Consider the following 22,541-nt stretch of genomic DNA (forward strand, 5'->3'; position numbering starts at 1 on the left):
GTCAGTCAGCCGGTCAGGTCGCGGCCGAGGCCGGGGTCGCCGGTGGTGGAGATGCCGAAGGCGCTCGGGCCGTACGTCGTCGCGCCGGAGGTCGTGATACCGGAGGCCGAGCCCTTCAGGACGGTGACGTTGCCGTTGAAGTCGTTCTCGCCGTCCGAGCCGGCCAGCAGGTCGGCCTTGCCGTCCTTGTTCAGGTCGGTGAGCAGCGTGCCGTCGCCGAAGAAGTCGTTGCGCTCGCCGCTGCCGGGGACGCCGGCAGCGTTCTGTGTGAGCGTGACGGCGTCGGACGTGAGGCCCCGGGCGGTGCCGTAGAGGATGCGGACGGCTCCGCTGACGACGTCATCGGTTGAGTCCTCGGGGTCGCCGAGTGCCAGGTCCTTGTAGCCGTCGCCGTTGATGTCGCCGGCGGACGGGATGCCCGGCCAAGGCAGGCCGGCACTGGAGGAGACGCCGGAGGACGAGACGTACGAGATACGGGCCCGGCCGGTGGCCGCCAGGTCGCCGCCGGTCGCGGTCTGCGTCCAGCCGGTGACGATGTCGCCGTAGCCGTCCTTGTTCAGGTCGGCGATGGCGAGCTTGGTGCCGTACGGCAGTTCGCTCTTCCTGGTCGGAGCCGAAGCCGTGCCGTAGTACAGGTGGTTGTGGTCGAGGTAGCGCTCCGAACCGATCTTGGTGTGGCCGCCGATGACTAGGTCGGCCTTGGCGTCGGTGTTCACCTTGCCGGCGGTGAGGCGCAGGACGCCCGCGCCGCCGGTCCACGACGTCGTGTACGTGATCTTCGCGCCGGTCGAACCGGACCTGCTGAAGGCGCCCTTGATGATCCACTGGGTGGTGCCGGTGGCGCCGACCGCGAGGTCGGGCCTTCCGTCGCCGGTGAAGTCGCCGATTGCCAGGGCCTGTCCCCAGTTGCCGTGCCGGGTCGGCGCCGGGTCCTTCACGGTGGTGGCCCCCTTCAGGCCGCTCGCCGAACCCCAGACGATCACCACCGCGCCGGCGCTCTCGTCGTCACCGACCGACTCGTACGGGGAACCGACCACCAGGTCGCTGTAGCCGTCCTTGTTCAAGTCGCCGACCGCTACCGCGGCGCCGAACCAGTCCTCTTCCTCGGCGGATCCGGGGACGTCGGAGCTGTTCTGGCTGACGGACGAGGTACGGCCGACGCCGCCCGGTCCGCCGTACACGATGCCGATGGCGCCCGCGTGCCACTTGCCGCCGACGGTGGCCTCGGGGGTCGGGGCGACGGCGTCCTTGTAGCCGTCGCCGTTGAAGTCAGCGCTGTACTGGCCGGTTACGGCCGCCGCCGGGGTGGCCGCAACTGAGAGCAGACCGCCCGTCAGCGCGGCCGCGGTGGCCGTCGCGAGGGCGAGTCGTAGGTGGTGCTTGTGCATGGGGGTATCGAGCTGGGGCATGCGGGTTCTCCTGGCTGCGGCATGCGGGATGCCGGAGTCAGGGCATCCACGGTCGATATGCGATCAAGAGACTCACGTCCAGGCCCGAGGGTTGTATGTGCCTTCGAATCATTTTCGAGGTTCACCAGATGGTGATGGCCGCGGTCTACCACCAGCGAGAGCGGGACCCGGCACGGCCGTCACGCCGAGGTCGCCGTCCCCTCGGGCTGAGGGGGATCCGGTGACCTCGGGGTGGGCCGGACGCAGCAGGCGGTCACCGACGCGGTAGCCGGGGCGCAGGCGTGTCCCGCTCCCTGCACGTAGGGAGCCGCAGAGCCGGGGCGCGTCGGCAGCAGTGGGGTAGGCATGGGGCGAGATGTTGCCCCTTGAGCGCAAGTGCTGGTCGCGGCGCGCTGCTTCCGCGGCCTGTAAATCTGCCGGCTCAGCCTTCCCAGGTTCGAATCCTGGCGCCGCCACACGGGAACAAGGGCCCCGTGACCTGCGATTATCGCAGGTCACGGGGCCCTTGTCGTGCGTGGGTGTGTCCCGCGCCGCCCCTCCACACAGGGTCTCGAACATGCGGCCGTACCCGTGCAGAGAGGCGTCGCCCCCTCCCGCAGTGCGGGGTTTCCCACCGTGGTGATCAGCGCCAGTTGGTGTCGTGGGTGAGTCGGTTGTGGTGGGTGTCGTACTGGTCTACGGCGGTGATGGTGTGTCCGTTGGGGATGGGGGCGGCCCAGGCGCGGTAGGTGGTGCCGGGGAGGGTGGCGGTGGTGGCTTTGACGTGGGTGCCGTCGGAGAGGGTGAGGGTGCCGTAGGCGACGTTTGTTTCGGGGTTGGAGACCATGAGGCGGCTGCCGCTGAGGCCCTTGTCGTGCAGGCCCCACAGGCCCATCTCGCCGGCTGCGCGGGGGTCGTGTGTGCCGTTGACGGGTTGGCAGTCGGCCCAGGGGCCGCCTTGGTGGTCGATGCGGATGCCGCCGATGTACATGCGCTGGCACAGCAGCGACGTGCCCTGTGGTGCGGTTCCGTCGGGGAGTTTGGGCGGGGTGTAGCCCTTGGGGAATGTGCGGTGGAACTCCAGCGCCACCGACCAGCGGTGCCCGTCCACTCGCCCGTTGCCGATCAACTGCGTGACCGTCGTCGGCACCTTCCGGTGCGCGGAAGCAGAGTGCTTGGTGACGGCGGAGGCGGGCGCGGTCGCCGGGTGGACGGCCTGGCCCGGCGCCGCCTCGCTCGCGGATGCGGCGAACGAGACCCCTACGAGCGCGGCGACTGCGGCGGTCGCCACGGCTGCCTTCCTGGCGGAACTGAGAGCCACGGAGCGTTTCTCCTTCGGAGCTGCCGCCCGGCGCCACGCCGGACGGTCGTCGACGGCCGGCGCGCTGGGCCCGCGTACCGGCTGCCGCGACCACCAGGAGCGGTGGCCGCGGCGTGGACGTCCGCCCGTAGGTACTCCCAAACACTTACGGCGGGTTGCACGCCGCGCGACATCGCTTCGCGGCATCCGCGCTCGCCGCGCACCGGAGTTGCGCACGCGGGGTGACGCCGCTCCTGGTCAGGGTCGATCCAACGGGGGTTGACTGCGCGTCAATCTCGGGCGCACCGTCTAGAGTTCTGTATCAGCTGCTGAGATGAAGGTCTACGTCAGCCTTCTCTGTCGAGCCGCAGCGGATCGCATGTCACGGCGGCGTGGGAGCCTCAAGCCCTCGGTGTCGGGCGCAGGGCCAGCAGGGCGATGTCGTCGGAGGTGTCGGCGCCGAGTTTGATGATCAGTTCGTCGCAGAAGACGTCCAGCGGGTCTCGCGCGTACGTGGCGGTGAGCCGGCTCAGGCGCTTCATCCCCTCGTCGAGGGACTCGCCGCGGCGTTCGATGAGGCCGTCGGTGAAGAGCAGCAGGGTGGAGCGGGGTGGCAGCGGGTCGCGGGCGGAGGTCCGGGGGAGGCCCGGCTCCATGCCGATCAGCAGGCCCCGGCCCGTGTTCAGGTAGCGGGTGTCGCCGTCCTCGGTGGTGAGGAGCGGCGGGAGGTGCCCGGCCGACGAGTGGTGCAGGTGCCACGGGCCGCCCGCGGGGCCCTTGACCAGGCCGTAGGCGCAGGTGGCGGTGGCATGCGGGTTCAGGGTGTGGTTCGCGCGGTCCAGGCGGCGCAGGACGTCCCCCGGCGGTTCGTGGCCGTCCACGGCGAGGCCGCGCAGCATGTTGCGCAGGGCGCTCATGGCGACGGCCGTCCGCAGGTCGTGGCCGGACACGTCGCCGATGACCAGCACGGTGTCGCCGCTGGGCACGGTGAAGGCGTCGTACCAGTCCCCGCCGACCTCCGCCGTGGTGCTGGAGGGGACGTAGCGCGCGACCAGCTCCAGATGGCCGATCCGGGGCAGCTCGGGCAGCAGGGCGCGCTGGAGGCGCGCGGCGGTGGACTGGGTGTGCCGGTGCAGCCGGGCGCTGTCCACGCCCAGGGCGATGCTCCGCACCAGTTCCGCGATCGGGAGGATGTCCTCCCTGGTGAACGGCTGCCCGTCGTGGACGCGGACCATCGTCAGGGCGCCCAGCACCTCCCGGTGCGCGGACTGCAGCGGAGCCATGACGGCGCTGTTGCCGCCGAAGTGGTCAACCAGCTCCCTCTGCCGGGCGTCCAGGGCACTGTGCACCTCGTCGGGCCGCAGGACCTCGGTGACCAGCAGCGGGCCCGCGCCGCGCAGCACCCGGGGCAGCGGGCCCCGCGTGTTCCCGGACACCGGCGGAAGCCGGCCGAGGTGCGCCCCGGCGACCCGTACCTCGGGATCGCGGTGTACGACGCAGACCCGGTCCACGTGCCCGGTCTCGTCGACGAGGTCCACCGCGCACCAGCCACCGGGTCAGCACATGGCACACCCGCCGCAGGCCCTCCTCCACGCTGGGAGTGCTGGTCAGCGCCCTGCCCGTGTCGGCGAACAGGGACAGCCACTCGGGCGTCGCCCTTCCGAAGCTCTCCGCGGCGGCCTTCTTCGTGGTGGACGGCAGGTGCACCGGGCCCGGCACCGGACGCGTCGCGTGCCGGTCGCCCGCCGGGGAGTACGGAGGAGCGGGGGGAGCCGTCCTCGCGGTGAGCTGGGCGACGAACACGGTGCGCCCGTCGATCGCCTCCTGCGTCTGGATGTGCAGGCGGATGGGGATCAGCCGGCCGTCCCTGTGCAGCGCGGGAACCGGGATCGAGCGGCCCAGGATGCGCGACCGGCCGGTGAGCAGCAGCGAGGTGAAGGCCGCCGTGTGGCGTTTGCGCAGGTGCCCGGGCATCAGGTCGGTCAGCCGCCGGCCCATGAGGTCGTGTGCCTGCCAGCCCAGCATGCCCGCCGCTGAGGCGTTCACCGCGATGATCCGGTTGCCGTCGTCGGCCGCGATGGTGGGCACGCTGCTGGCCTCGACGTCGCTGGCGTCCCAGGGGGACAGCGCCGTGGGCGTGGCTCCCGGCGTGCCGGGGGCCAGCGTCCAGGCGGTCGGGTGCTCCCCGGAAAGCTGGGCGACGATCTGGTCCAGCAGCCAGTGCCGGAAGGCCCTGATCTGCGGCAGCGTCGGCAGGATGAGCATGCTGCCCTGCTGGGCCATCTCGTCGGCCGCCTCCAGCACGTCGTGCAGGGTCCGCGTGGCCGGAGCGGCGTCCACCGGGAACGCCACGAGCAGGGACAGCGTCGAGCTGTCGGGGGTCTCCTGTTCCACGGCGGCCGTCATGGACGCGGAGATGACGTTGCTGGTGTCCTGGGCGACGACGAGCTCCCGCGGCGCCACCCCGGCCCGGTCGGCCGTGGACGGGGAGAGGAGCAGTTCGCGCAGCAGTCCCTCCCACTGCTGTTGCGCGGCCCAGTACAGCGCGTACGGAACGTCGTTCAGCGCGACGGACAGGGTCCGGCCGGGTGGCGCCACGGTCTCCCACGCCGAGGCCGGCGGCGCGGGCGCCTCGGGCCACATCTCGAACCAGACCGTCTTGCGGTCCCCGCCGCTGTGCACGCCGTGACTGGTGGCCAGGTCCTCCACCAGGGTCAGGCCCCTCCCCGTGCAGGCGTAGGGGTGGCGGTCGTGGGGCACGAGCCCGCGGTCCGGCCGCCGGTCAGTGACCCGTACCTGGACCCGGCCCTCGGTCGTCCAGGCCCGCACCTCGATCTCGGTGCGGGCGTGGATCACGGCGTTGGTCACCAGCTCGCCGACCAGCAGCTCGGCGGTGTGCGCCGACTCGGGCGGTACACCGTCGAGCACCGACCGCACGAACCGCCGGGCCAGCGCGACGCTCTCCGGTTCCGGTGGCAGCCGCCGGGACGGCACTCCGGGCGGACTGGGGCTGCCCATACGGGCAGAGTGCCCAGATATGCCCGCTCGAACAGGGCCTAGGCAGCGACTGCGAGTGGCGAGTCCGCGATGCCTACCGGCGGTCACCGGTCCGGCGCGGCGAATGCGGGGCGGGGGCCGGCGTCGCCACGGTTCTGGGGCTCCGGCGTCGCCTCGGGTTCTGGGGCTCCGGTGGGACAGCGGGCACACTGGCCGCATGGCATCCCGTCGCAGAACCTGTCCCGTGTGCCGCCGTGAGATCGCCGTCGTCGCGGGCCGCTTCGCACGGCACGACCCGCCCGGAGCACGGGGGAACGGCGAACTGCTCTCCTGCTCCGGGTCGCGGCGGCCGGCCCAGCTCGGAGCCGCCCAGCCGGCGTTGGACGGGTACGCCGTGCCGGACTTCCCCGGGCAGCTGCCCCTCTTCTGATCTCTGACCGGTGAACGGCCGTTGTTCCGCGGCCGGTCGAACGGCCGGCCGGCGGTCTCAGTTCCCCGCGACCGACTTCACGGCCACCGACACCGGCGTCGAGCCGCCGATCAGCTCCAGCGTCAGACCGGCCGTCGCCGAGGTGTCCACCAGTTCCGCCAGGACGGCCGCCACGTCGTCCCGCGGGACCGTGCCGCGACCGGTGTGCGCCTCCAGCCGGACCAGGCCGGTGCCCGGTTCGTCGGTCAGCGCGCCGGGGCGCAGGATCGTCCAGTCGAGGGCCTCCTGCCGGGCGACGTACGCGTCGGCCTCGCCCTTGGCGCGCAGGTAGACGTCGAAGACGTCGTCGCCCTGGTGCGTGGGATCCGCGCCCATCGAGGAGACCACCACGAAACGGCGCACGCGCGCGCGTACGGCCGCGTCCGCGAACAGCACCGCCGCGCCCCTGTCCACCGTGTCCTTGCGGCCCGCGCCGCTTCCCGGGCCCGCGCCCGCCGCGAAGACCGCCGCGTCCGCGCCCTGAAGATGTGCCGCGACCTCCTCCACCGAGGCGGACTCCAGGTCGAGCAGGACCGGTTCGGCGCCCGCCGCCCGCAGGTCGTCGCCCTGCTCCGCCTTGCGGATGATGCCCGCGACCTCGTCCCCGCGCGCGGCGAGCATCCGCTCCAGCCGCAGCGCGATCTGTCCATGACCACCAGCGATGACAATGCGCATGATTCCGACCGTACGCCCGAAGGGGCCCGCGCGCCGCATCGGTTGGGGGAGCACCGGCCCCCGTCACTCCGGGCGCACTCCGGGCTTCCCGGCGACGGCTGTCCTTCCCGTGACAGCGAGCGCCCTCGCGCCCCCGGGCTCCCTCACGCCCGCCAGCCCTCTCATGACAGCCGGCCCCCTCCCAGGACAGGAGCCGCGCTCACGTCAGCGGGCCCCCACGCCAGCGGGCCCCCACGCCAGCGGGCCCCTCGCGACAGCGGGCCTTCCCAGGACCGGAGCCGCGCTCACGTCAGAGAGTCTCCTTGCAGCAGCGAGCCCTCCTAGGACCGGAGCCGCGCTCACGTCAGCGGCCCCCTCGCGACAGGACCCGCGCTCACGTCAGCGGGCCCACTCGCGAACCCGGCGCCCTCCCGACAGCCGGCGCCCTCCCGACAGCCGGCACCCGCACAACCTCCGGCACCCGCACAACACCCGGCGCCCTCCCGACAGCCGACGCCCCCGCACAACAACCGCCGCCCGCACGACATCCGACCCCCTCAGGACAGCTCCCCCCGTCCCTGCCGGGGCAGCCCCAGTTCGGCGGCCGCAGCCGAGTTGCAGTACTCGCGGACCGCGCTCGTGCGGGCCACCACCCGGCCGCGGTGCACCACGATCCGGCTGTAGGCGAGGGACAGGGCGCCGGACAGGTGATCGCCGCGCACGGCCAGCAGCTCGGCGGGGAAGCCGGCCTCGACGCGCACCGAGGGCAGGCCCAGCGCCTCCCGGGCCGCGGTGCTGACCGCCTCGTAGGCGTCCTCGGGGCGCAGGCCGTGCGCGGAGGCGAGGAGATAGGCGGCCTCCAGGGGGTCGCCGCGGCCGACGGGGTTGGCGACGTCCCGGAGGGCGCCGCTGCCGGCCGCCACCCGGACCCCGGCCGCGCGCAGCAGCCGTACCGGCGCCGCGCCCCGCCGGTCGGCCGTGCCGCAGCCGCCCTGGGGGAGGCACACCACCGTCACACCGGCCGCCGCGAGCTGCTCCGCGAGCCGGGAGGCCGCCTCGGCCGGCAGGCGCGCGAGACCGGCGCACGGGCCGACCGTCACGCCGGGGCGCAGACCGGCCGCCATGGCCGCGAGCCGGGAGAGCCGGGCCGGGTCGGTGGCGTCCGTGTGCAGGTCCACGGGGCAGCCGTGCTCGGAGGCCACCTCCAGGACGGCCTCCACATAACCCGTGGGGTCCGGGTCCGCGTCCGGGCAGCCGCCCACCACCGACGCGCCCATCTTCACCGCGTCCCGGAGCATCGCGAGCCCCTCGGCCCCCGCCACCCCGGTCAGCAGGCGCGGCATCGCCACCGTGGTCAGCTCCGCCAGGCCCCGCAGCGAACGCCGGGCCTGCAGTACGGCGCCGAGCGCGCCGAGGCCCTGGACGTCGCCGACGCGTACGTGCGCGCGTGCCGCCGTCGCGCCGTGGCCGAGCTGGAGCAGGGCCGCCTCGGTGGCCCGGCGCTGGACGTCCTCGGGGGCGTACGAGACCGGTCCCGGGTGCTCGGCGGACAGCGCGGTGTCGCCGTGGGCGTGCGGTTCGGCCGGGGCCGGCAGCAGCAGGTAGCCGCTGAGGTCGACGCGGGAGGTGCCCGGCCTCGGCGGACCCGGGGTCAGGCTGCCGGCCGTGCCGACGGCTTCGATGCGCCCGCCGCCCAGCCGTACGTCCACGGCCCGGCCGTCGGTGAGCCGCGCCCCGCACAGCAGCACCACGGCCTGATCGGGCTGCCCGGAGGACCCCGACTGGTTCGACGGCCATGGGGGCGGCTGCGGCTGGCTGTCGGGCATCGGACTCCTGGGTTCGGGCCGGGGGCTCGGGGCAGGGTCGCGTGAGCGGGGCCCGGACGCGCGCCGGACCCAAGATCACGCAGAGTGAGTCGAGCCTAGGGTGGCGAACCCGGTGTGGCGCGGAGGAGCGCAATAGTCGTACCGGCGTGGTCCGTCCATGACGAGGCGTCCGTCTCCCGCCGCGGCGGGCGGTCTCCGCACGCGCGCGTGCCTGGATCGACGGGGGGCCGCGCGGGTGGTCCGGAGTGCCCTGAACCGCCCGCGACGGGGGGCGCGGCGGGCGTCCGGATACGGATTTGGGCGAACGGCGGCGGACCGTGTAATGTCTTCATCGCTCGCCCCAATAGCTCAGTCGGCAGAGCGTCTCCATGGTAAGGAGAAGGTCAACGGTTCGATTCCGTTTTGGGGCTCTGGTGTGAGAGGTTCCCGTCGAAAGGCGGGGCCCGATCGCATCACAGCGGTGTAGCTCAGTCGGTAGAGCAAGCGGCTCATAATCGCTGTGTCACCGGTTCAAGTCCGGTCACCGCTACTGACAGTAGCCGATTGCGGGGTCGGTCCTTCGATCGGCTACTCTTGCTTGCGTTAAATCAGTCAATCCGTTCGTCTTAGGAGCACTCACGTGGCTGCCACCGACGTCCGCCCGAAGATCACGCTGGCCTGCGTGGAGTGCAAGGAGCGGAACTACATCACGAAGAAGAACCGGCGTAACAACCCGGATCGTCTTGAGATGAAGAAGCACTGCCCGCGTTGCAACGCGCACACCGCGCACCGCGAAACGCGATAAATCAGGCTCGTACGTGAGGCCGCCCCCGCAAGCTGGGGGGCGGCCTCACGTCGTTTCACCGGCTGCTGAGACCAGACACGCTGCTTGAGACCAGGAGGTTCCGGGCCAATGGCGCTCGACCAGTCCTTCGTGGGGCGGACCTACCCGCCCACCCGGCCGTACGAGGTGGGCCGGGAGAAGATCCGTGAGTTCGCCGAGGCGGTCGGGGAGACCAACCCGGCGTACACGGACCCGGACGCCGCCAAGGCGTTCGGTCACCCCGACGTGATCGCTCCGCCGACCTTCGTGTTCTCCATCACCTTCCGGGCCGCCGGGCAGGTCATCGAGGACCCGCAGCTCGGGCTCGACTACAGCCGGGTGGTGCACGGCGACCAGAAGTTCGCCTACGTCCGCCCGGTGCGGGCCGGCGACCGGCTCACGGTGACGTCCACCATCGAGGGAATCAAGTCGCTCGCGGGCAACGACATCCTGGACATCCGCGGCGAGGTGCACGACGAGTCCGGCGAGCACGTGGTGACCGCCTGGACCAAGCTCGTGGCCCGTGCGGCCGAGGAGGCGTGAGGCAACCGATGACGGCGAGGATCGCGTACGACGACGTCGAGGTCGGCACCGAACTGCCGGCCCAGACCTTCCCCGTGACCCGCGCCACCCTGGTGCGGTACGCGGGCGCCTCCGGGGACTTCAACCCGATCCACTGGAACGAGAAGTTCGCCAAGGAGGTGGGCCTGCCGGACGTCATCGCGCACGGCATGTTCACCATGGCCGAGGCGATCCGCGTGGTCACCGACTGGGTGGGCGACCCGGGCGCGGTCGTCGAGTACGGCGTCCGCTTCACCAAGCCGGTCGTCGTGCCGAACGACGACGAGGGCGCGGTGGTCGAGGTCGGCGCCAAGGTCGCGGCCAAGCTGGACGACCGGACGGTGCGCGTGGACCTGACGGCGACGAGCGGCGGCCAGAAGGTGCTGGGCATGTCCCGGGCGGTCGTACGGCTGGCCTGAGGGTTCCCGATGTTCGAGCGAGGGGCGTCCACCGAGGTGGGCGCCCCTTCGCCGTACCCGGGCCTGAAGCCCTTGACGAAGTTAGTTATTGAGCACTAACTTCTTTCCATGCCCAGGATGAGTGCGGAAGAGCGGCGTGAGAGCGTCATTCGCGCGGCGATCTCCGAGTTCGCGCGGAAGGGGTATTACGGGACCTCCACCGAGGCGATCGCCAAGCGGGTCGGAGTCTCGCAGCCGTACCTCTTCCGGCTCTTCGAGGGCAAGAAGGCGATCTTCGTGGCCGCCTCGCTGCGGTGCGTGGAGGACATCTGCCAGGTCTTCGCGCAGGCGGCCGAGGGGCTGGAGGGCGAGGAGGCCCTGCGCGCCATGGCCGACGCGTACGTGCGCCTGATCACGGAGCAGCCCGAAAAGCTCCAGATGCAGATGCAGACGTACATCACGGTGGCCGCCGCGGAGGCGGAGGGCGAGCACGGGTTCGGCGAGGCCGTGCGGGCCGCGTGGATGCGGCTCTGGGACACCGTGCACCTGCCGCTCGGCGCGGACGACGGCGAGACCACGACCTTCATGGCGTACGGGATGCTCATCAACACCCTGGCCGCCATGGGGTTCCCGCCCGGGCACCGGGTCTGGCAGTCGGTGTACCCGTCGTCCCGGATCACCGGCCGGCTCCAGCACTAGCGGAACGGGGGCGGAAGTCCGCCCCCTTTTCTGTGGCCGTAAAAGTTAGTCAGCAATTACTAATCACCGCTGGAACACCCTCTGGGGGAGAGATGTCACAGCAGACCGCACGTCGCGGGGGCGCCGCCTGGGCCCTCGTCATCACCAGCGTCGCCGGGTTCATGGCGGCCCTCGACAACCTCGTCGTCACCACCGCCCTGCCCTCGATCCGCGAGGACCTCGGCGGCGCGCTGGACGACCTCGAATGGACCGTCAGCGCCTACACGCTCACCTTCGCCGTCCTGCTGATGTCCGGCGCCGCGCTCGGCGACCGCTTCGGGCGCCGCCGGCTCTTCCTCGCCGGACTCGTCGTCTTCACCGGCGCCTCCGCCGCCGCGGCCATGGCCCCCGGCATCGGCTCCCTCATCGCCGCCCGCGCCGTCCAGGGCGTCGGCGCGGCCGTGCTGATGCCGCTCACGCTGACCCTGCTCACCGCCGCCGTGCCGGCCGCCCGGCGCGGGATGGCGTACGGCATCTGGGGCGCCGTCAACGGCCTCGCGGTCGCCTCGGGGCCGCTGATCGGGGGCAGCCTCACCGAACACATCTCCTGGCACTGGATCTTCTGGCTCAACGTCCCGCTCGGCATGGCCCTGCTGCCGCTCGCCCGGCTGCGCCTCGCCGAGTCCTACGGCACCGGCGCCCGCCTCGACCTGCCCGGCACCCTGCTCGCCAGCGGCGGCCTCTTCGGCATCGTGTACGGCCTGGTCCGTGGGCCCGCCGACGGCTGGACCGGCCCCCTGGTGCTGACCGCGCTGTTCGCCGGGGGTGCGCTGCTGGTGGGCTTCGTCCTCTACAGCACCCGCGCCGCCGCCCCGATGCTGCCGATGCGGCTGTTCCGCTCCCGCGCGTTCTCCGGGATCAACGCGGCCAGCCTGCTGATGTTCGTCGGCATGTTCGGCTCGATCTTCCTGCTCAGCCAGTACATGCAGGGCGTGCTCGGCTACTCGCCCACCGAGGCGGGACTGCGCATGCTGCCGTGGACCGGTATGCCGATGCTGGTGGCGCCCGTGGCGGGCATCCTCTCCGACCGGGTCGGCGGCCGTCCGGTCGTCGCCACCGGCCTGTTCCTGCAGGCGGTGGGCCTCGGCTACATGGCCTCCGTGGTCTCCGCCGACGTCTCCTACACGGCCCAGCTCCCGGCTCTGGTGATCAGCGGCATCGGCATGGCCCTGTACTTCGCCCCGGCCGCCAACCTGGTGATGTCCAGCGTCCGCCCGCAGGAGCAGGGCATCGCCTCCGGCGCGAACAACGCGCTGCGCGAGGTGGGCGGCGCGCTCGGCATCGCCGTCATGTCGTCGATCTTCGCCGCCCAGGGCGGCTACGCGAGCGCCCAGAACTTCGTGGACGGTCTGCGGCCCGCCCTCGTCACCGGCTCGGCGGTGGTCGCCGTCGCCGGCCTGGCCGCCCTGCTCGTCCCGGGCCGACGGCACACCCCGAGCCCCGAGCCGGCCACCGGGCAGGAGGCCGCCCCGGCCGCCGAGGCACTCTCCGCCTGACACCCGCCGCACCGGCACGCGCGCGGTCGTGTCAGTCGGCTGTCAGGGTGCGGTCAGTGGGGGTTGGCATGGTGGTGCTTGTGAACGGCGCGGGGGACCGGGTCGGGAGCTGGGAGAGGTGCCCGGAGTGGTTTATCGGGGACCGAGAGCATGTCTTGAGGTCGGGCCTCACGGGGTCCGCGCAGGTTCGAATCCTGCCCTCTCCGCAGCCGTGGACGCGCGTGTGGGCTTTTGGGGCCTGCGCGCGCGTCTTGTTTTTGTGCGGCGCGGTCGTGTCAGTCGGCTGTCAGGGTGCGGTCAGTGGGGGTTGGCATGGTGGTGCTTGTGAACGGCGCGGGGGACCGGGTCGGGAGCTGGGAGAGGTGCCCGGAGTGGTTTATCGGGGACCGAGAGCATGTCTTGAGGTCGGATCTCACGGGGTCCGCGCAGGTTCGAATCCTGCCCTCTCCGCTCGCAGGGAGCGCCGGCGCCGCAGGGCCGCCGGCGCCGTCTCGTACTCTTGGGCCCGTGCAGGAACTCCACGACGCCCCCCTCGCCCCGCTGACCACCTTCCGGCTGGGCGGCCCCGCGGCCCGGCTGGTCACCGCCACCACCGACGCGGAGGTGATCGACGCCGTCCGCCGGGCCGACGACACCGGCACCCCGCTGCTGATCATCGGCGGCGGGTCGAACCTGGTCATCGGCGACAAGGGCTTCGACGGCACCGCCCTGCGCATCGCCACCCGCGGCGTCGAACTGCGCGGCACCACGCTGGAGCTGGCGGCCGGCGAGGTCTGGACGGACGCCGTCGCCCGCAGCGTCGAGGCCGGGCTCGCCGGGATCGAGTGCCTGGCCGGGATCCCCGGCTCCGCGGGCGCCACCCCCATCCAGAACGTCGGGGCCTACGGCCAGGAGGTCTCCTCGACGGTCACCGAGGTGATCGCCTACGACCGCCGGGCCGGCGAGACGGTCACGCTGACGAACGAGGAGTGCGCCTTCTCGTACCGGCACAGCCGCTTCAAGGCCGACCCCGAGCGCTACGTCGTGCTGCGGGTCCGCTTCGGTCTGGAGGACGCGGGCGGCCTGTCGGCGCCGGTCAAGTACGCCGAGGCGGCCCGCGCGCTCGGCGTCGGGCCGGGCGACAGGGTGCCGCTGGCCGCGGCTCGCGAGACCGTGCTGAAGCTGCGCGCCGGGAAGGGCATGGTGCTCGACCCCGAGGACCACGACACCTGGTCCGCCGGGTCCTTCTTCACCAACCCGATCCTCACCGAGGAGCAGTTCGCCGCCTTCCACGCGCGCGTGCGCGACCGGCTGGGCGAGGACGCCGAGCCGCCCGCGTACCCGGCGGGGGAGGGCCGCACCAAGACCTCGGCCGCCTGGCTGATCGACAAGGCCGGCTTCACCAAGGGCTACGGCACCGGACCCGCCCGCATCTCCACCAAGCACACGCTCGCGCTCACCAACCGGGGCGGCGCCACCACCGAGGACCTGCTCGCCCTGGCCCGCGAGGTCGTCGCCGGAGTCCGCGAGGCCTTCGGGGTCACCCTGGTCAACGAACCCGTGACCGTCGGCGTGAGCCTGTGACGGCATGAGACTGACGCTGCGCGAGTTCCGGCCCAGGACGGGCCCGCACGAGCGCCGCGTCCTCCAGCCCTGACCGCCCCCGCGGCACACGCCGTACGCCGCTTTCAGACGGCCGGGCGAGTCAGCCAGTCGTCCACGCCGGACAGCAGCCGGGCCCTGACGTCGTCCGGGGCGGCCGAACCGCGGATGGACTGGCGGGCCAGCTCGGCGAGTTCGGCGTCGGTGAAGTCGTGGTGCTCGCGGGCGATGCCGTACTGGGCCGCGAGGCGGGAACCGAAGAGCAGCGGGTCGTCGGCGCCCAGGGCCAGCGGGACACCGGCCTCGAACAGGGTCCGCAGGGGCACGTCCTCGGGCTTCTCGTAGACGCCGAGCGCGACGTTCGAGGCCGGGCACACCTCGCAGGTGACGCCCCGGTCCGCCAGCCGCTTCAGCAGCCGCGGGTCCTCCGCGGCGCGCACGCCGTGCCCGATCCGCGAGGCGTGCAGATCGTCCAGGCAGTCGCGCACCGACGCCGGGCCGGTCAGCTCGCCGCCGTGCGGGGCCGCCAGCAGCCCGCCCTCGCGCGCGATGTGGAAGGCACGGTCGAAGTCCCGTGCCATCCCGCGCCGCTCGTCGTTCGACAGCCCGAAGCCGACCACGCCCCGGCCGGCGTACCGCACCGCGAGCCGGGCCAGGGTGCGCGCGTCGAGGGGGTGCTTCATGCGGTTCGCCGCCACCAGCACCCGCATGCCGAGCCCGGTCTCCCGGGACGTCGTCTCGACCGCGTCCAGGATGATCTCCAGGGCCGGGATCAGACCGCCCAGCCGGGGCGCGTACGACGTGGGGTCCACCTGGATCTCCAGCCAGCCCGAACCGTCCCGCACGTCCTCCTCGGCGGCCTCCCGGACCAGCCGCTGGATGTCCTCCGGCTCTCTCAGGCAGGAGCGCGCCGCGTCGTACAGCCGCTGGAAGCGGAACCATCCCCGCTCGTCCGTCGCCCGAAGCCGCGGCGGTTCCCCGCTGGTCAGGGCGTCCGTCAGGGCCTCGGGCAGGCGTACGCCGTACTTGTCGGCCAGTTCCAGGACGGTCGTCGGACGCATCGAACCGGTGAAGTGCAGGTGCAGATGGGCCTTCGGCAGTTCGGAGAGATCACGTACATGCTCCATTCCCAGATCCTGCCGCACGTCACCGCCGTCCCGGTAGCCGTTTCCCCCTACGTGCTCTTGCTCGCACACAGAAGCGGGCCGCCTCCCCGCAGGGAGACGGCCCGCACGCGCGCGTGAAGCGACGGGACTAGTCCCGCGCCTCCGCCAGCAGCTTCTGGATCCGGCTCACGCCCTCGACGAGGTCCTCGTCGCCGAGCGCGTACGACAGCCGCAGGTAGCCGGGCGTGCCGAAGGCCTCGCCCGGGACGACCGCGACCTCGGCCTCCTCCAGGATGAGCGCGGCCAGCTCGACGGTGTTCTGCGGGCGCTTGCCGCGGATCTCCTTGCCGAGCAGCGCCTTGACCGACGGGTAGGCGTAGAAGGCGCCCTCGGGCTCCGGGCAGAGCACGCCGTCGATCTCGTTGAGCATCCGCACGATGGTCCTGCGGCGGCGGTCGAACGCCTCGCGCATCTTCGCCACGGCCTCCAGGTCGCCGGAGACGGCGGCCAGGGCGGCCACCTGGGCCACGTTGGAGACGTTGGACGTGGCGTGCGACTGCAGGTTCGTCGCGGCCTTGACCACGTCCTTCGGGCCGATGACCCAGCCCACCCGCCAGCCGGTCATGGCGTACGTCTTGGCGACACCGTTGACCACGACGCACTTGTCGCGCAGCTCGGGCAGCAGCGCCGGCAGGGACACGGCGGACGCGTCGCCGTAGACCAGGTGCTCGTAGATCTCGTCGGTCAGCACCCACAGGCCGTGCTCGACGGCCCAGCGGCCGATCGCCTCGGTCTCGGCCTCGGAGTACACCGCGCCGGTCGGGTTGGACGGGGAGACGAACAGGACGACCTTGGTCTTGTCCGTGCGCGCCGCCTCCAGCTGCTCCACGGTGACGCGGTAGCCGGTGGTCTCGTCGGCGACGACGTCGACCGGGACGCCGCCGGCCAGGCGGATCGACTCCGGGTACGTCGTCCAGTACGGCGCCGGGACGATGACCTCGTCACCCGGGTCGAGGATCGCGGCGAACGCCTCGTAGATGGCCTGCTTGCCGCCGTTGGTGACCAGGATCTGCGAGACGTCGGGCTCCCAGCCGGAGTCGCGCAGCGTCTTCGCGGCGATCGCGGCCTTCAGCTCGGGCAGGCCGCCGGCCGGCGTGTACCGGTGGTACTTCGGGTTCTTGCAGGCCTCGACGGCCGCCTCGACGATGTAGTCCGGGGTCGGGAAGTCGGGCTCACCGGCGCCGAAGCCGATCACCGGACGCCCGGCGGCCTTCAGGGCCTTGGCCTTGGCGTCCACGGCGAGGGTGGCGGACTCGGAGATCGCGCCGACTCGGGCGGAGACCCGGCGCTCGGTGGGAGGGGTTGCAGCGCTCATGCGCCCATCGTTTCAGACCGGAAATGGCCCCGGCACGCGGGTTTCACAGACTGAACAGCAACGGGTCGAGGCGTGAACACGGGTCCGAATCCGGCCTCCGGCCTGGACGATCTTCATTCCGACGGCCCCGGACCGGGTCTTTCTGTTCGACGCCGGGCCCCGGACCACGTACACTCTTCCCTCGTTGGCCTTCAGCGGCCGTCGCTCAGCCGGTGCACACCGAGCACCCGGCCGAATGCGGTACGTTGGGGGACACACAAAGGGTCGTAGCTCAATTGGTAGAGCACTGGTCTCCAAAACCAGCGGTTGGGGGTTCAAGTCCCTCCGGCCCTGCTACACACACCGCCAGGATGTGTGCGCATGTACGTACAGCAATGCACCGCCGTGCGGCTCAGAAACCGGGCGCGGCACGGCCACGACCCCGGGATCAGGTGAGGACGCATGACGGACGCCGTGGGCTCCATCGACACGCCTGATGCTCAGGACGAGGTGCCCGAGTCCAAGAAGAAGGGCCGCAAGGGCGGCAAGCGTGCCAAGAAGGGCCCGCTGAAGCGCCTCGCCATCTTCTACCGCCAGATCATCGCGGAACTCCGCAAGGTCGTCTGGCCGACTCGTAACCAGCTGACGTCGTACACCACCGTGGTGATCTTCTTCGTCGCCATCATGATCGCCCTGGTGACCGTGATTGACTATGGGCTCAACCACGCGGCCAAGTACGTCTTCGGCTGAGCCGAAAGCGAAGGGCGCCGTGGTACCGGCGCCCGTTTTCGCATGTTCCACCCCTATGTATCCAGGAAGAAGCAGCCATCGTGTCTGACCCGAACCTGAACGACGCCATCGAGCCGGACGAGACGGTGGACGACGAGCTCGACATCGTCGAGGGCGCGGACGAGCGGGACGAGTTCGAGGCTGCCGAGGCCGAACTGGGGGAGCCGGCCGAGGAGGCCGCTCTGCACGTCGAGGACGAGGACGGCGCGGACGTCACGGACGCCGCCGAGGCCGAGCCCGAGGCCGCCGAGGCCGAGGCCGAGGAGGAGCCGGCCGAGCCCGTCGACCCGGTCCAGGCCCTGCGCGAGGAGCTTCGCACCCTGCCCGGCGAGTGGTACGTGATCCACACCTACGCCGGCTACGAGAACCGCGTGAAGACCAACCTGGAGCAGCGCGCCGTCTCGCTGAACGTCGAGGACTACATCTTCCAGGCCGAGGTGCCGCAGGAAGAGGTCGTCCAGATCAAGAACGGCGACCGCAAGACGATCAAGCAGAACAAGCTTCCGGGCTACGTCCTGGTCCGCATGGACCTGACGAACGAGTCCTGGGGCGTCGTCCGCAACACCCCCGGCGTCACCGGCTTCGTCGGCAACGCCTACGACCCCTACCCGCTGACGCTGGACGAGATCGTCAAGATGCTCGCCCCGGAGGCCGAGGAGAAGGCCGCCCGCGAGGCCGCCGAGGCCGAGGGCAAGCCCGCTCCGCAGCGCAAGGTCGAGGTCCAGGTGCTGGACTTCGAGGTCGGCGACTCGGTCACCGTCACCGACGGCCCGTTCGCCACGCTGCAGGCGACCATCAACGAGATCAACCCCGACTCGAAGAAGGTCAAGGGCCTGGTGGAGATCTTCGGCCGCGAGACGCCGGTCGAGCTCTCCTTCGACCAGATCCAGAAGAACTAGTTCCTTCTGGACGAACTGCTTCCGTGCAGGTCAGGCAGGCGCTCGGCGTCCGCCTGACCTGCACGGTTTTTGGCCGCGCATCTATACCCGTTATCGTTGTGCGGTATGCCTGCGTCCGGGTGGTCCCCGGAGGCGGGCAGGACCCGAATCGAAAGGACCCGGAGAGCTATGCCTCCCAAGAAGAAGAAGGTCACGGGGCTCATCAAGCTCCAGATCAACGCCGGTGCGGCGAACCCGGCCCCGCCGGTCGGCCCGGCGCTGGGTCAGCACGGCGTCAACATCATGGAGTTCTGCAAGGCCTACAACGCCGCGACCGAGTCGCAGCGTGGCTGGGTGATCCCGGTGGAGATCACGGTCTACGAGGACCGCTCCTTCACCTTCGTCACCAAGACGCCGCCGGCCGCGAAGATGATCCTCAAGGCCGCGGGCGTGGAGAAGGGCTCCGGCGAGCCGCACAAGACCAAGGTCGCCAAGATCACCGAGGCGCAGGTCCGCGAGATCGCCACGACCAAGATGCCCGACCTCAACGCCAACGACCTGGACGCCGCGTCGAAGATCATCGCCGGCACCGCCCGCTCCATGGGCATCACGGTCGAGGGCTGAACCCCACCTTCGTAGCACCATGCGGCCATGACGGCCGCACGTGGCAGGGCCTGCTCGGCCCGTACCACGACTCCGAACAGAACCCACAGGAGCAGTTGTGAGCAAGCGCAGCAAGGCTCTCCGCGCTGCGGACGCCAAGGTCGACCGGGAGAAGCTGTACGCCCCGCTCGAGGCCGTCCGTCTCGCCAAGGAGACCTCCACGACCAAGTTCGACGGCACCGTCGAGGTCGCCTTCCGCCTGGGTGTCGACCCGCGCAAGGCCGACCAGATGGTCCGTGGCACCGTGAACCTTCCGCACGGCACCGGTAAGACCGCCCGGGTCCTGGTCTTCGCGACCGGTGACCGTGCCGAGGCCGCGCGTGCCGCGGGCGCCGACATCGTCGGCGCCGACGAGCTGATCGACGAGGTGGCGAAGGGCCGTCTGGACTTCGACGCCGTCGTCGCCACCCCGGACCTCATGGGCAAGGTCGGCCGCCTCGGCCGCGTCCTCGGCCCGCGTGGTCTGATGCCGAACCCGAAGACCGGCACCGTCACCCCCGACACGGCCAAGGCCGTGACGGAGATCAAGGGCGGCAAGATCGAGTTCCGCGTCGACAAGCACTCGAACCTGCACTTCATCATCGGCAAGACGTCCTTCGACGACGCCAAGCTGGTGGAGAACTACGGCGCGGCCCTGGAGGAGATCCTCCGTCTGAAGCCGTCCGCCGCCAAGGGTCGCTACATCAAGAAGGCCGCCATCAGCACCACGATGGGCCCCGGCATTCCGGTCGACTCGAACCGCACCCGCAACCTCCTCGTCGAGGAGGACCCGGCCGCCGTCTGAGCCCCGCGCTCTCCCGGCAGCCGCGTCACGGACGCGTAAGCAAAGGGCGGACCCCGCAACCTCCGAGGTGCGGGGTCCGTCCTTTCTTTGTGCGGACTGTCGTACGACCGTCAGCGGCCTGGGCTACGGTGCAGGCACCGGACTCGCATGGGGGTAGGACGAATGAAGAGCACGACCGCACGCCGGGTGGGCCTCTCCGTCGCGGTGGTCACCGCGCTGACCGGTCTGGCGGCCTGCGGCACCGAGAGCTCCGGGAACGGCGACAAGGCGGTCGGCAGAAGCCTCACCCACGCCAACCCCCTCGCGGCCCTGCGCTCCGCCGAGAAGTCCACCGACAAGGCGGAGTCCGCCAAGGTCCGTTCCACCACCAGCATCGGCGACACCATGTCGATGACCGCGAACGGCGCCCTGACGTGGGGCGACGGCATGAAGGGCAACCTCACCATCACCTACACCGGCGGCAAGCTGGCGGAGGCGATGCGCAAGGCCGGCACGTCCTCGATGGAGGCCCGCTACCTCCCGGACGCCTACTACGCCAGGATGAGCGAGCAGTACGCCCGGCAGTCCGGCGGCAAGCACTGGATCCGGTACGCCTACGCCGACCTCGCCAAGCTCGGCGGCGGCTCCGGGGCGTACATGAAGGACCAGATGCAGAACACCACGCCGAACCAGTCGGTGAAGCTGCTGCTGGCCTCCGGCGACGTGAAGAAGGTCGGTGAGGAGCAGGTCTCCGGCGTCAGCGCCACGCACTACTCCGGCACGGTCGACGTCGCCGACCTCGCCGGCAAGAACAGCGACCTCGACGCCGGCCAGCTCGCCGACCTGAGGAAGCAGCTCAGCCAGGCCGGCGTCAGCACGGAGACCGTAGACATCTGGGTCGACGGCCATGACCTGCTGGTCAAGAAGGTCGAGAAGGCGCAGATGACCGCCGGCACCATGACCAGCACGGCCTACTACAGCGACTACGGCGTGCGGGTCACCGCGGAGGCGCCCCCGGCCGCCGACACCCAGGACTTCAAGGACCTGATGAAGGCCGGCGGCGCCGCGTCGGGCAGCGGCGTCAGCGCCTCCTGACCGGCCGCCGCACCTGGACCGGGGCGGGCGCGGGGCCCGATTTGCTCTGCGGCGTCCCAGTCCCGTACTCTCCTACCGAAGCCAAAGACCGCTGGTCGTTGCCGCACGTTCGAATGAAGGTGCGGTGGCCGAAGGATCCGCTGCAAAGTGGACGACCCGCGCAGGTGTCAGTGGAAGCACTCCCGGATGGTACGCGCCCAGCGTGTGCCGACGGTCGAGTCCGCCCCGAGCGCCTGCGCCGGGGCGTTTCGTTTTCCCCAGTCCTCCTTCGGGTCCGCGCGGTCAGAATCACCCGGAAGGAGGCCGAGGCTCTATGGCGAGGCCCGACAAGGCTGCCGCGGTTGCCGAGCTGACGGACAAGTTCCGCAGCTCCAACGCCGCTGTGCTGACCGAGTACCGCGGTCTCACCGTGGCGCAGCTCAAGACGCTGCGCCGGTCGCTCGGTGAGAACGCCCAGTACGCCGTGGTGAAGAACACGCTGACCAAGATTGCGGCCAACGAGGCCGGGATCACGCTGGACGACCAGCTCTTCGCTGGTCCGACGGCCGTCGCCTTCGTCACCGGTGACCCGGTGGAGTCGGCGAAGGGTCTCCGTGACTTCGCCAAGGACAACCCGAATCTCGTCATCAAGGGCGGTGTCCTTGACGGCAAGGCGATGTCCGCCGACGAGATCAAGAAGCTTGCGGACCTCGAGTCCCGCGAGGTTCTGCTCGCCAAGCTGGCGGGCGCCTTCAAGGGCAAGCAGACGCAGACTGCGCAGCTCTTCCAGGCGCTTCCCTCGAAGCTCGTCCGCACCGTGGACGCGCTTCGTGCCAAGCAGGACGAGCAGGGCGGTGCCGAGTAATTCGGCTCGCTTTCTGATCCGGGCCGCCTGACGCGGCCAGGGTCACAGCGGGCCAACGTACGCCCGCCACTCATGTACATCCGGCACCCGCCGAATTAGTGGAAGGATCGCCCATCATGGCGAAGCTGTCTCAGGAAGACCTGCTCGCGCAGTTCGAGGAGATGACCCTCATCGAGCTCTCCGAGTTCGTGAAGGCGTTCGAGGAGAAGTTCGACGTCACCGCCGCCGCGGCCGTCGCCGTCGCGGGCCCGGCCCAGGGTGGCCCGGCTGCCCCGGCCGAGGAGGAGAAGGACGAGTTCGACGTCATCCTCACCGGCGCCGGCGAGAAGAAGATCCAGGTCATCAAGGTCGTGCGTGAGCTGACCTCCCTGGGCCTGAAGGAGGCCAAGGACCTCGTCGACGGCACCCCGAAGCCGGTCCTCGAGAAGGTCAACAAGGAGGCCGCGGACAAGGCTGCCGAGTCCCTCAAGGCCGCCGGCGCCTCCGTCGAGGTCAAGTAACACCTTCCGGGTTCCCGTAACCCGGCTGCGCGCAGACTGCGGCCCTCAGGGGCTGTAACGCGGACGCACCGAAGAGCGATCATCCATCCGGGTGGTCGCTCTTCGGCGTCTTCGGAGGGTGACCCGGGTCGCCTTGAACTCGCCCCGGCGGGGGGTATGGTGATCTTCGTCCTGTCTCCGGACGGCCCCGTTTGGGCTGGGGGGCCTTGACGAACCGCACGCAGCGCGCAATTCTCAGGACGCGTCGTCACAAGGATCCGAATCCGAGGCATGGATCGACGGCGAAGAGGGCAGTATCAACGTGCGTTGAGGGCAGGCATGCCGAGGGCGTTGTTGACG

The 22,541-nt window shown here is 71.1% G+C and carries 22 protein-coding genes, 3 tRNA genes and 2 pseudogenes; 19 read left to right on the forward strand and 8 right to left on the reverse strand.

Translation table 11 applies throughout. The features are described 5' to 3' along the window. Positions 1 to 5 precede the first annotated feature (5 nt). The 4 genes from ACFYU0_RS30660 to ACFYU0_RS30675 all read right to left on the reverse strand — a co-directional run bounded on the left by ACFYU0_RS30660 (position 6) and on the right by ACFYU0_RS30675 (position 5,706). A complete protein-coding gene (locus ACFYU0_RS30660; RefSeq protein WP_389305368.1) occupies positions 6 to 1,409 on the reverse strand; it encodes an FG-GAP repeat protein in 1,404 nt (467 codons plus the stop codon). Between the two features lie 622 nt (positions 1,410 to 2,031). Further along, complete coding sequence (locus ACFYU0_RS30665) at positions 2,032 to 2,709, reverse strand: hypothetical protein (RefSeq protein WP_389305370.1); 678 nt, start codon at positions 2,707 to 2,709, stop codon at positions 2,032 to 2,034. A gap of 380 nt (positions 2,710 to 3,089) precedes the next feature. Next, positions 3,090 to 3,971, reverse strand: coding sequence for a PP2C family protein-serine/threonine phosphatase (locus ACFYU0_RS30670; protein WP_389305411.1), 882 nt, complete (start codon positions 3,969 to 3,971; stop codon positions 3,090 to 3,092). A gap of 25 nt (positions 3,972 to 3,996) precedes the next feature. Then, the gene (locus ACFYU0_RS30675; RefSeq protein WP_389305372.1) at positions 3,997 to 5,706 is read right to left on the reverse strand and encodes an ATP-binding protein; all 1,710 of its coding nucleotides are present in this window, start codon (positions 5,704 to 5,706) and stop codon (positions 3,997 to 3,999) included. 196 nt (positions 5,707 to 5,902) lie between these two features. Here ACFYU0_RS30675 and ACFYU0_RS30680 point away from each other — a divergent pair, with 196 nt between their 5' ends. Then, positions 5,903 to 6,115: a hypothetical protein gene (locus tag ACFYU0_RS30680; RefSeq protein ID WP_351667828.1), complete on the forward strand. Its 213-nt coding sequence runs from the start codon at positions 5,903 to 5,905 to the stop codon at positions 6,113 to 6,115. 57 nt (positions 6,116 to 6,172) lie between these two features. Here the strand turns inward: ACFYU0_RS30680 and ACFYU0_RS30685 are convergent, their stop codons facing one another. Together ACFYU0_RS30685 and ACFYU0_RS30690 are read right to left on the reverse strand one after the other, a co-directional pair. Next, positions 6,173 to 6,829, reverse strand: coding sequence for an NAD(P)H-binding protein (locus ACFYU0_RS30685; RefSeq protein ID WP_351667830.1), 657 nt, complete (start codon positions 6,827 to 6,829; stop codon positions 6,173 to 6,175). 536 nt (positions 6,830 to 7,365) lie between these two features. Next, complete coding sequence (locus ACFYU0_RS30690) at positions 7,366 to 8,634, reverse strand: amidohydrolase family protein (RefSeq protein WP_351667832.1); 1,269 nt, start codon at positions 8,632 to 8,634, stop codon at positions 7,366 to 7,368. A 337-nt stretch (positions 8,635 to 8,971) separates the two neighbouring features. On the opposite strand from ACFYU0_RS30690, the gene ACFYU0_RS30695 reads away from it, so the two are divergent. The 10 genes and pseudogenes from ACFYU0_RS30695 (at position 8,972) to ACFYU0_RS30740 (ending at position 14,192) form a co-directional block, all read left to right on the forward strand. Further along, positions 8,972 to 9,044: transfer RNA gene (locus tag ACFYU0_RS30695), tRNA-Thr, on the forward strand. A gap of 46 nt (positions 9,045 to 9,090) precedes the next feature. Beyond that, positions 9,091 to 9,163 (forward strand) — tRNA-Met (locus ACFYU0_RS30700). Between the two features lie 90 nt (positions 9,164 to 9,253). Further along, positions 9,254 to 9,418: a 50S ribosomal protein L33 gene (gene rpmG, locus ACFYU0_RS30705; RefSeq protein WP_003948671.1), complete on the forward strand. Its 165-nt coding sequence runs from the start codon at positions 9,254 to 9,256 to the stop codon at positions 9,416 to 9,418. A gap of 108 nt (positions 9,419 to 9,526) precedes the next feature. Then, positions 9,527 to 9,979, forward strand: coding sequence for a MaoC family dehydratase N-terminal domain-containing protein (locus tag ACFYU0_RS30710; protein WP_351667834.1), 453 nt, complete (start codon positions 9,527 to 9,529; stop codon positions 9,977 to 9,979). 8 nt (positions 9,980 to 9,987) lie between these two features. Then, positions 9,988 to 10,416: a MaoC family dehydratase gene (locus ACFYU0_RS30715; protein ID WP_389305375.1), complete on the forward strand. Its 429-nt coding sequence runs from the start codon at positions 9,988 to 9,990 to the stop codon at positions 10,414 to 10,416. Positions 10,417 to 10,524: 108 nt separating this feature from the next. Beyond that, positions 10,525 to 11,094, forward strand: coding sequence for a TetR/AcrR family transcriptional regulator (locus ACFYU0_RS30720; protein ID WP_389305377.1), 570 nt, complete (start codon positions 10,525 to 10,527; stop codon positions 11,092 to 11,094). A gap of 92 nt (positions 11,095 to 11,186) precedes the next feature. Continuing rightward, positions 11,187 to 12,629 (forward strand): DHA2 family efflux MFS transporter permease subunit, encoded by a 1,443-nt coding sequence (locus ACFYU0_RS30725; RefSeq protein WP_389305379.1) that lies wholly within the window; start codon positions 11,187 to 11,189, stop codon positions 12,627 to 12,629. Positions 12,630 to 12,741: 112 nt separating this feature from the next. Then, positions 12,742 to 12,835: pseudogene (locus ACFYU0_RS30730) on the forward strand. 150 nt (positions 12,836 to 12,985) lie between these two features. Next, a pseudogene (locus ACFYU0_RS30735) lies at positions 12,986 to 13,079 on the forward strand. 57 nt (positions 13,080 to 13,136) lie between these two features. Continuing rightward, on the forward strand, positions 13,137 to 14,192 hold the full coding sequence (locus ACFYU0_RS30740; protein ID WP_389305381.1) for a UDP-N-acetylmuramate dehydrogenase: 1,056 nt from the start codon (positions 13,137 to 13,139) through the stop codon (positions 14,190 to 14,192). 104 nt (positions 14,193 to 14,296) lie between these two features. Here the strand turns inward: ACFYU0_RS30740 and ACFYU0_RS30745 are convergent, their stop codons facing one another. Then, positions 14,297 to 15,337, reverse strand: a complete 1,041-nt coding sequence (locus ACFYU0_RS30745) for an adenosine deaminase (RefSeq protein ID WP_351667844.1) — start codon at positions 15,335 to 15,337, stop codon at positions 14,297 to 14,299. A gap of 127 nt (positions 15,338 to 15,464) precedes the next feature. After that, complete coding sequence (locus tag ACFYU0_RS30750) at positions 15,465 to 16,691, reverse strand: pyridoxal phosphate-dependent aminotransferase (RefSeq protein ID WP_351672646.1); 1,227 nt, start codon at positions 16,689 to 16,691, stop codon at positions 15,465 to 15,467. A 260-nt stretch (positions 16,692 to 16,951) separates the two neighbouring features. On the opposite strand from ACFYU0_RS30750, the gene ACFYU0_RS30755 reads away from it, so the two are divergent. The 8 genes from ACFYU0_RS30755 to rplL all read left to right on the forward strand — a co-directional run bounded on the left by ACFYU0_RS30755 (position 16,952) and on the right by rplL (position 22,202). Continuing rightward, positions 16,952 to 17,024 (forward strand) — tRNA-Trp (locus ACFYU0_RS30755). 108 nt (positions 17,025 to 17,132) lie between these two features. Further along, positions 17,133 to 17,420: a preprotein translocase subunit SecE gene (gene secE / locus ACFYU0_RS30760; protein ID WP_351672648.1), complete on the forward strand. Its 288-nt coding sequence runs from the start codon at positions 17,133 to 17,135 to the stop codon at positions 17,418 to 17,420. An 80-nt stretch (positions 17,421 to 17,500) separates the two neighbouring features. Further along, a complete protein-coding gene (gene nusG / locus ACFYU0_RS30765) occupies positions 17,501 to 18,358 on the forward strand; it encodes a transcription termination/antitermination protein NusG (RefSeq protein ID WP_351672650.1) in 858 nt (285 codons plus the stop codon). A gap of 168 nt (positions 18,359 to 18,526) precedes the next feature. After that, positions 18,527 to 18,961 (forward strand): 50S ribosomal protein L11, encoded by a 435-nt coding sequence (gene rplK, locus ACFYU0_RS30770; RefSeq protein WP_018543896.1) that lies wholly within the window; start codon positions 18,527 to 18,529, stop codon positions 18,959 to 18,961. A gap of 97 nt (positions 18,962 to 19,058) precedes the next feature. Continuing rightward, positions 19,059 to 19,784 (forward strand): 50S ribosomal protein L1, encoded by a 726-nt coding sequence (rplA, locus tag ACFYU0_RS30775; protein ID WP_351672652.1) that lies wholly within the window; start codon positions 19,059 to 19,061, stop codon positions 19,782 to 19,784. Positions 19,785 to 19,946: 162 nt separating this feature from the next. Continuing rightward, positions 19,947 to 20,858: a hypothetical protein gene (locus ACFYU0_RS30780; RefSeq protein WP_389305386.1), complete on the forward strand. Its 912-nt coding sequence runs from the start codon at positions 19,947 to 19,949 to the stop codon at positions 20,856 to 20,858. A gap of 313 nt (positions 20,859 to 21,171) precedes the next feature. Then, positions 21,172 to 21,702: a 50S ribosomal protein L10 gene (rplJ, locus tag ACFYU0_RS30785; protein ID WP_030823469.1), complete on the forward strand. Its 531-nt coding sequence runs from the start codon at positions 21,172 to 21,174 to the stop codon at positions 21,700 to 21,702. A gap of 116 nt (positions 21,703 to 21,818) precedes the next feature. Beyond that, positions 21,819 to 22,202, forward strand: a complete 384-nt coding sequence (rplL, locus tag ACFYU0_RS30790) for a 50S ribosomal protein L7/L12 (protein ID WP_351672656.1) — start codon at positions 21,819 to 21,821, stop codon at positions 22,200 to 22,202. Positions 22,203 to 22,541 lie beyond the last annotated feature (339 nt).

The organism is Streptomyces sp. NPDC003720 (assembly GCF_042875075.1).
Classification (GTDB): Bacteria; Actinomycetota; Actinomycetes; order Streptomycetales; family Streptomycetaceae; genus Streptomyces.

What these genes read in the sequence shown, in the direction of transcription:
- ACFYU0_RS30660 (WP_389305368.1), bottom strand. Translation starts at nt 1,409, where the DNA reads ATGCCCCAGCTCGATACCCCCATGCACAAGCACCACCTACGACTCGCC.
- ACFYU0_RS30670 (WP_389305411.1), bottom strand. Translation starts at nt 3,971, where the DNA reads ATGGCTCCGCTGCAGTCCGCGCACCGGGAGGTGCTGGGCGCCCTGACG.
- ACFYU0_RS30675 (WP_389305372.1), bottom strand. Translation starts at nt 5,706, where the DNA reads ATGGGCAGCCCCAGTCCGCCCGGAGTGCCGTCCCGGCGGCTGCCACCG.
- ACFYU0_RS30680 (WP_351667828.1), top strand. Translation starts at nt 5,903, where the DNA reads ATGGCATCCCGTCGCAGAACCTGTCCCGTGTGCCGCCGTGAGATCGCC.
- ACFYU0_RS30685 (WP_351667830.1), bottom strand. Translation starts at nt 6,829, where the DNA reads ATGCGCATTGTCATCGCTGGTGGTCATGGACAGATCGCGCTGCGGCTG.
- ACFYU0_RS30690 (WP_351667832.1), bottom strand. Translation starts at nt 8,634, where the DNA reads ATGCCCGACAGCCAGCCGCAGCCGCCCCCATGGCCGTCGAACCAGTCG.
- ACFYU0_RS30710 (WP_351667834.1), top strand. Translation starts at nt 9,527, where the DNA reads ATGGCGCTCGACCAGTCCTTCGTGGGGCGGACCTACCCGCCCACCCGG.
- ACFYU0_RS30715 (WP_389305375.1), top strand. Translation starts at nt 9,988, where the DNA reads ATGACGGCGAGGATCGCGTACGACGACGTCGAGGTCGGCACCGAACTG.
- ACFYU0_RS30720 (WP_389305377.1), top strand. Translation starts at nt 10,525, where the DNA reads ATGCCCAGGATGAGTGCGGAAGAGCGGCGTGAGAGCGTCATTCGCGCG.
- ACFYU0_RS30725 (WP_389305379.1), top strand. Translation starts at nt 11,187, where the DNA reads ATGTCACAGCAGACCGCACGTCGCGGGGGCGCCGCCTGGGCCCTCGTC.
- ACFYU0_RS30745 (WP_351667844.1), bottom strand. Translation starts at nt 15,337, where the DNA reads ATGGAGCATGTACGTGATCTCTCCGAACTGCCGAAGGCCCATCTGCAC.
- ACFYU0_RS30750 (WP_351672646.1), bottom strand. Translation starts at nt 16,691, where the DNA reads ATGAGCGCTGCAACCCCTCCCACCGAGCGCCGGGTCTCCGCCCGAGTC.
- secE (WP_351672648.1), top strand. Translation starts at nt 17,133, where the DNA reads ATGACGGACGCCGTGGGCTCCATCGACACGCCTGATGCTCAGGACGAG.
- rplK (WP_018543896.1), top strand. Translation starts at nt 18,527, where the DNA reads ATGCCTCCCAAGAAGAAGAAGGTCACGGGGCTCATCAAGCTCCAGATC.
- ACFYU0_RS30780 (WP_389305386.1), top strand. Translation starts at nt 19,947, where the DNA reads ATGAAGAGCACGACCGCACGCCGGGTGGGCCTCTCCGTCGCGGTGGTC.
- rplJ (WP_030823469.1), top strand. Translation starts at nt 21,172, where the DNA reads ATGGCGAGGCCCGACAAGGCTGCCGCGGTTGCCGAGCTGACGGACAAG.
- rplL (WP_351672656.1), top strand. Translation starts at nt 21,819, where the DNA reads ATGGCGAAGCTGTCTCAGGAAGACCTGCTCGCGCAGTTCGAGGAGATG.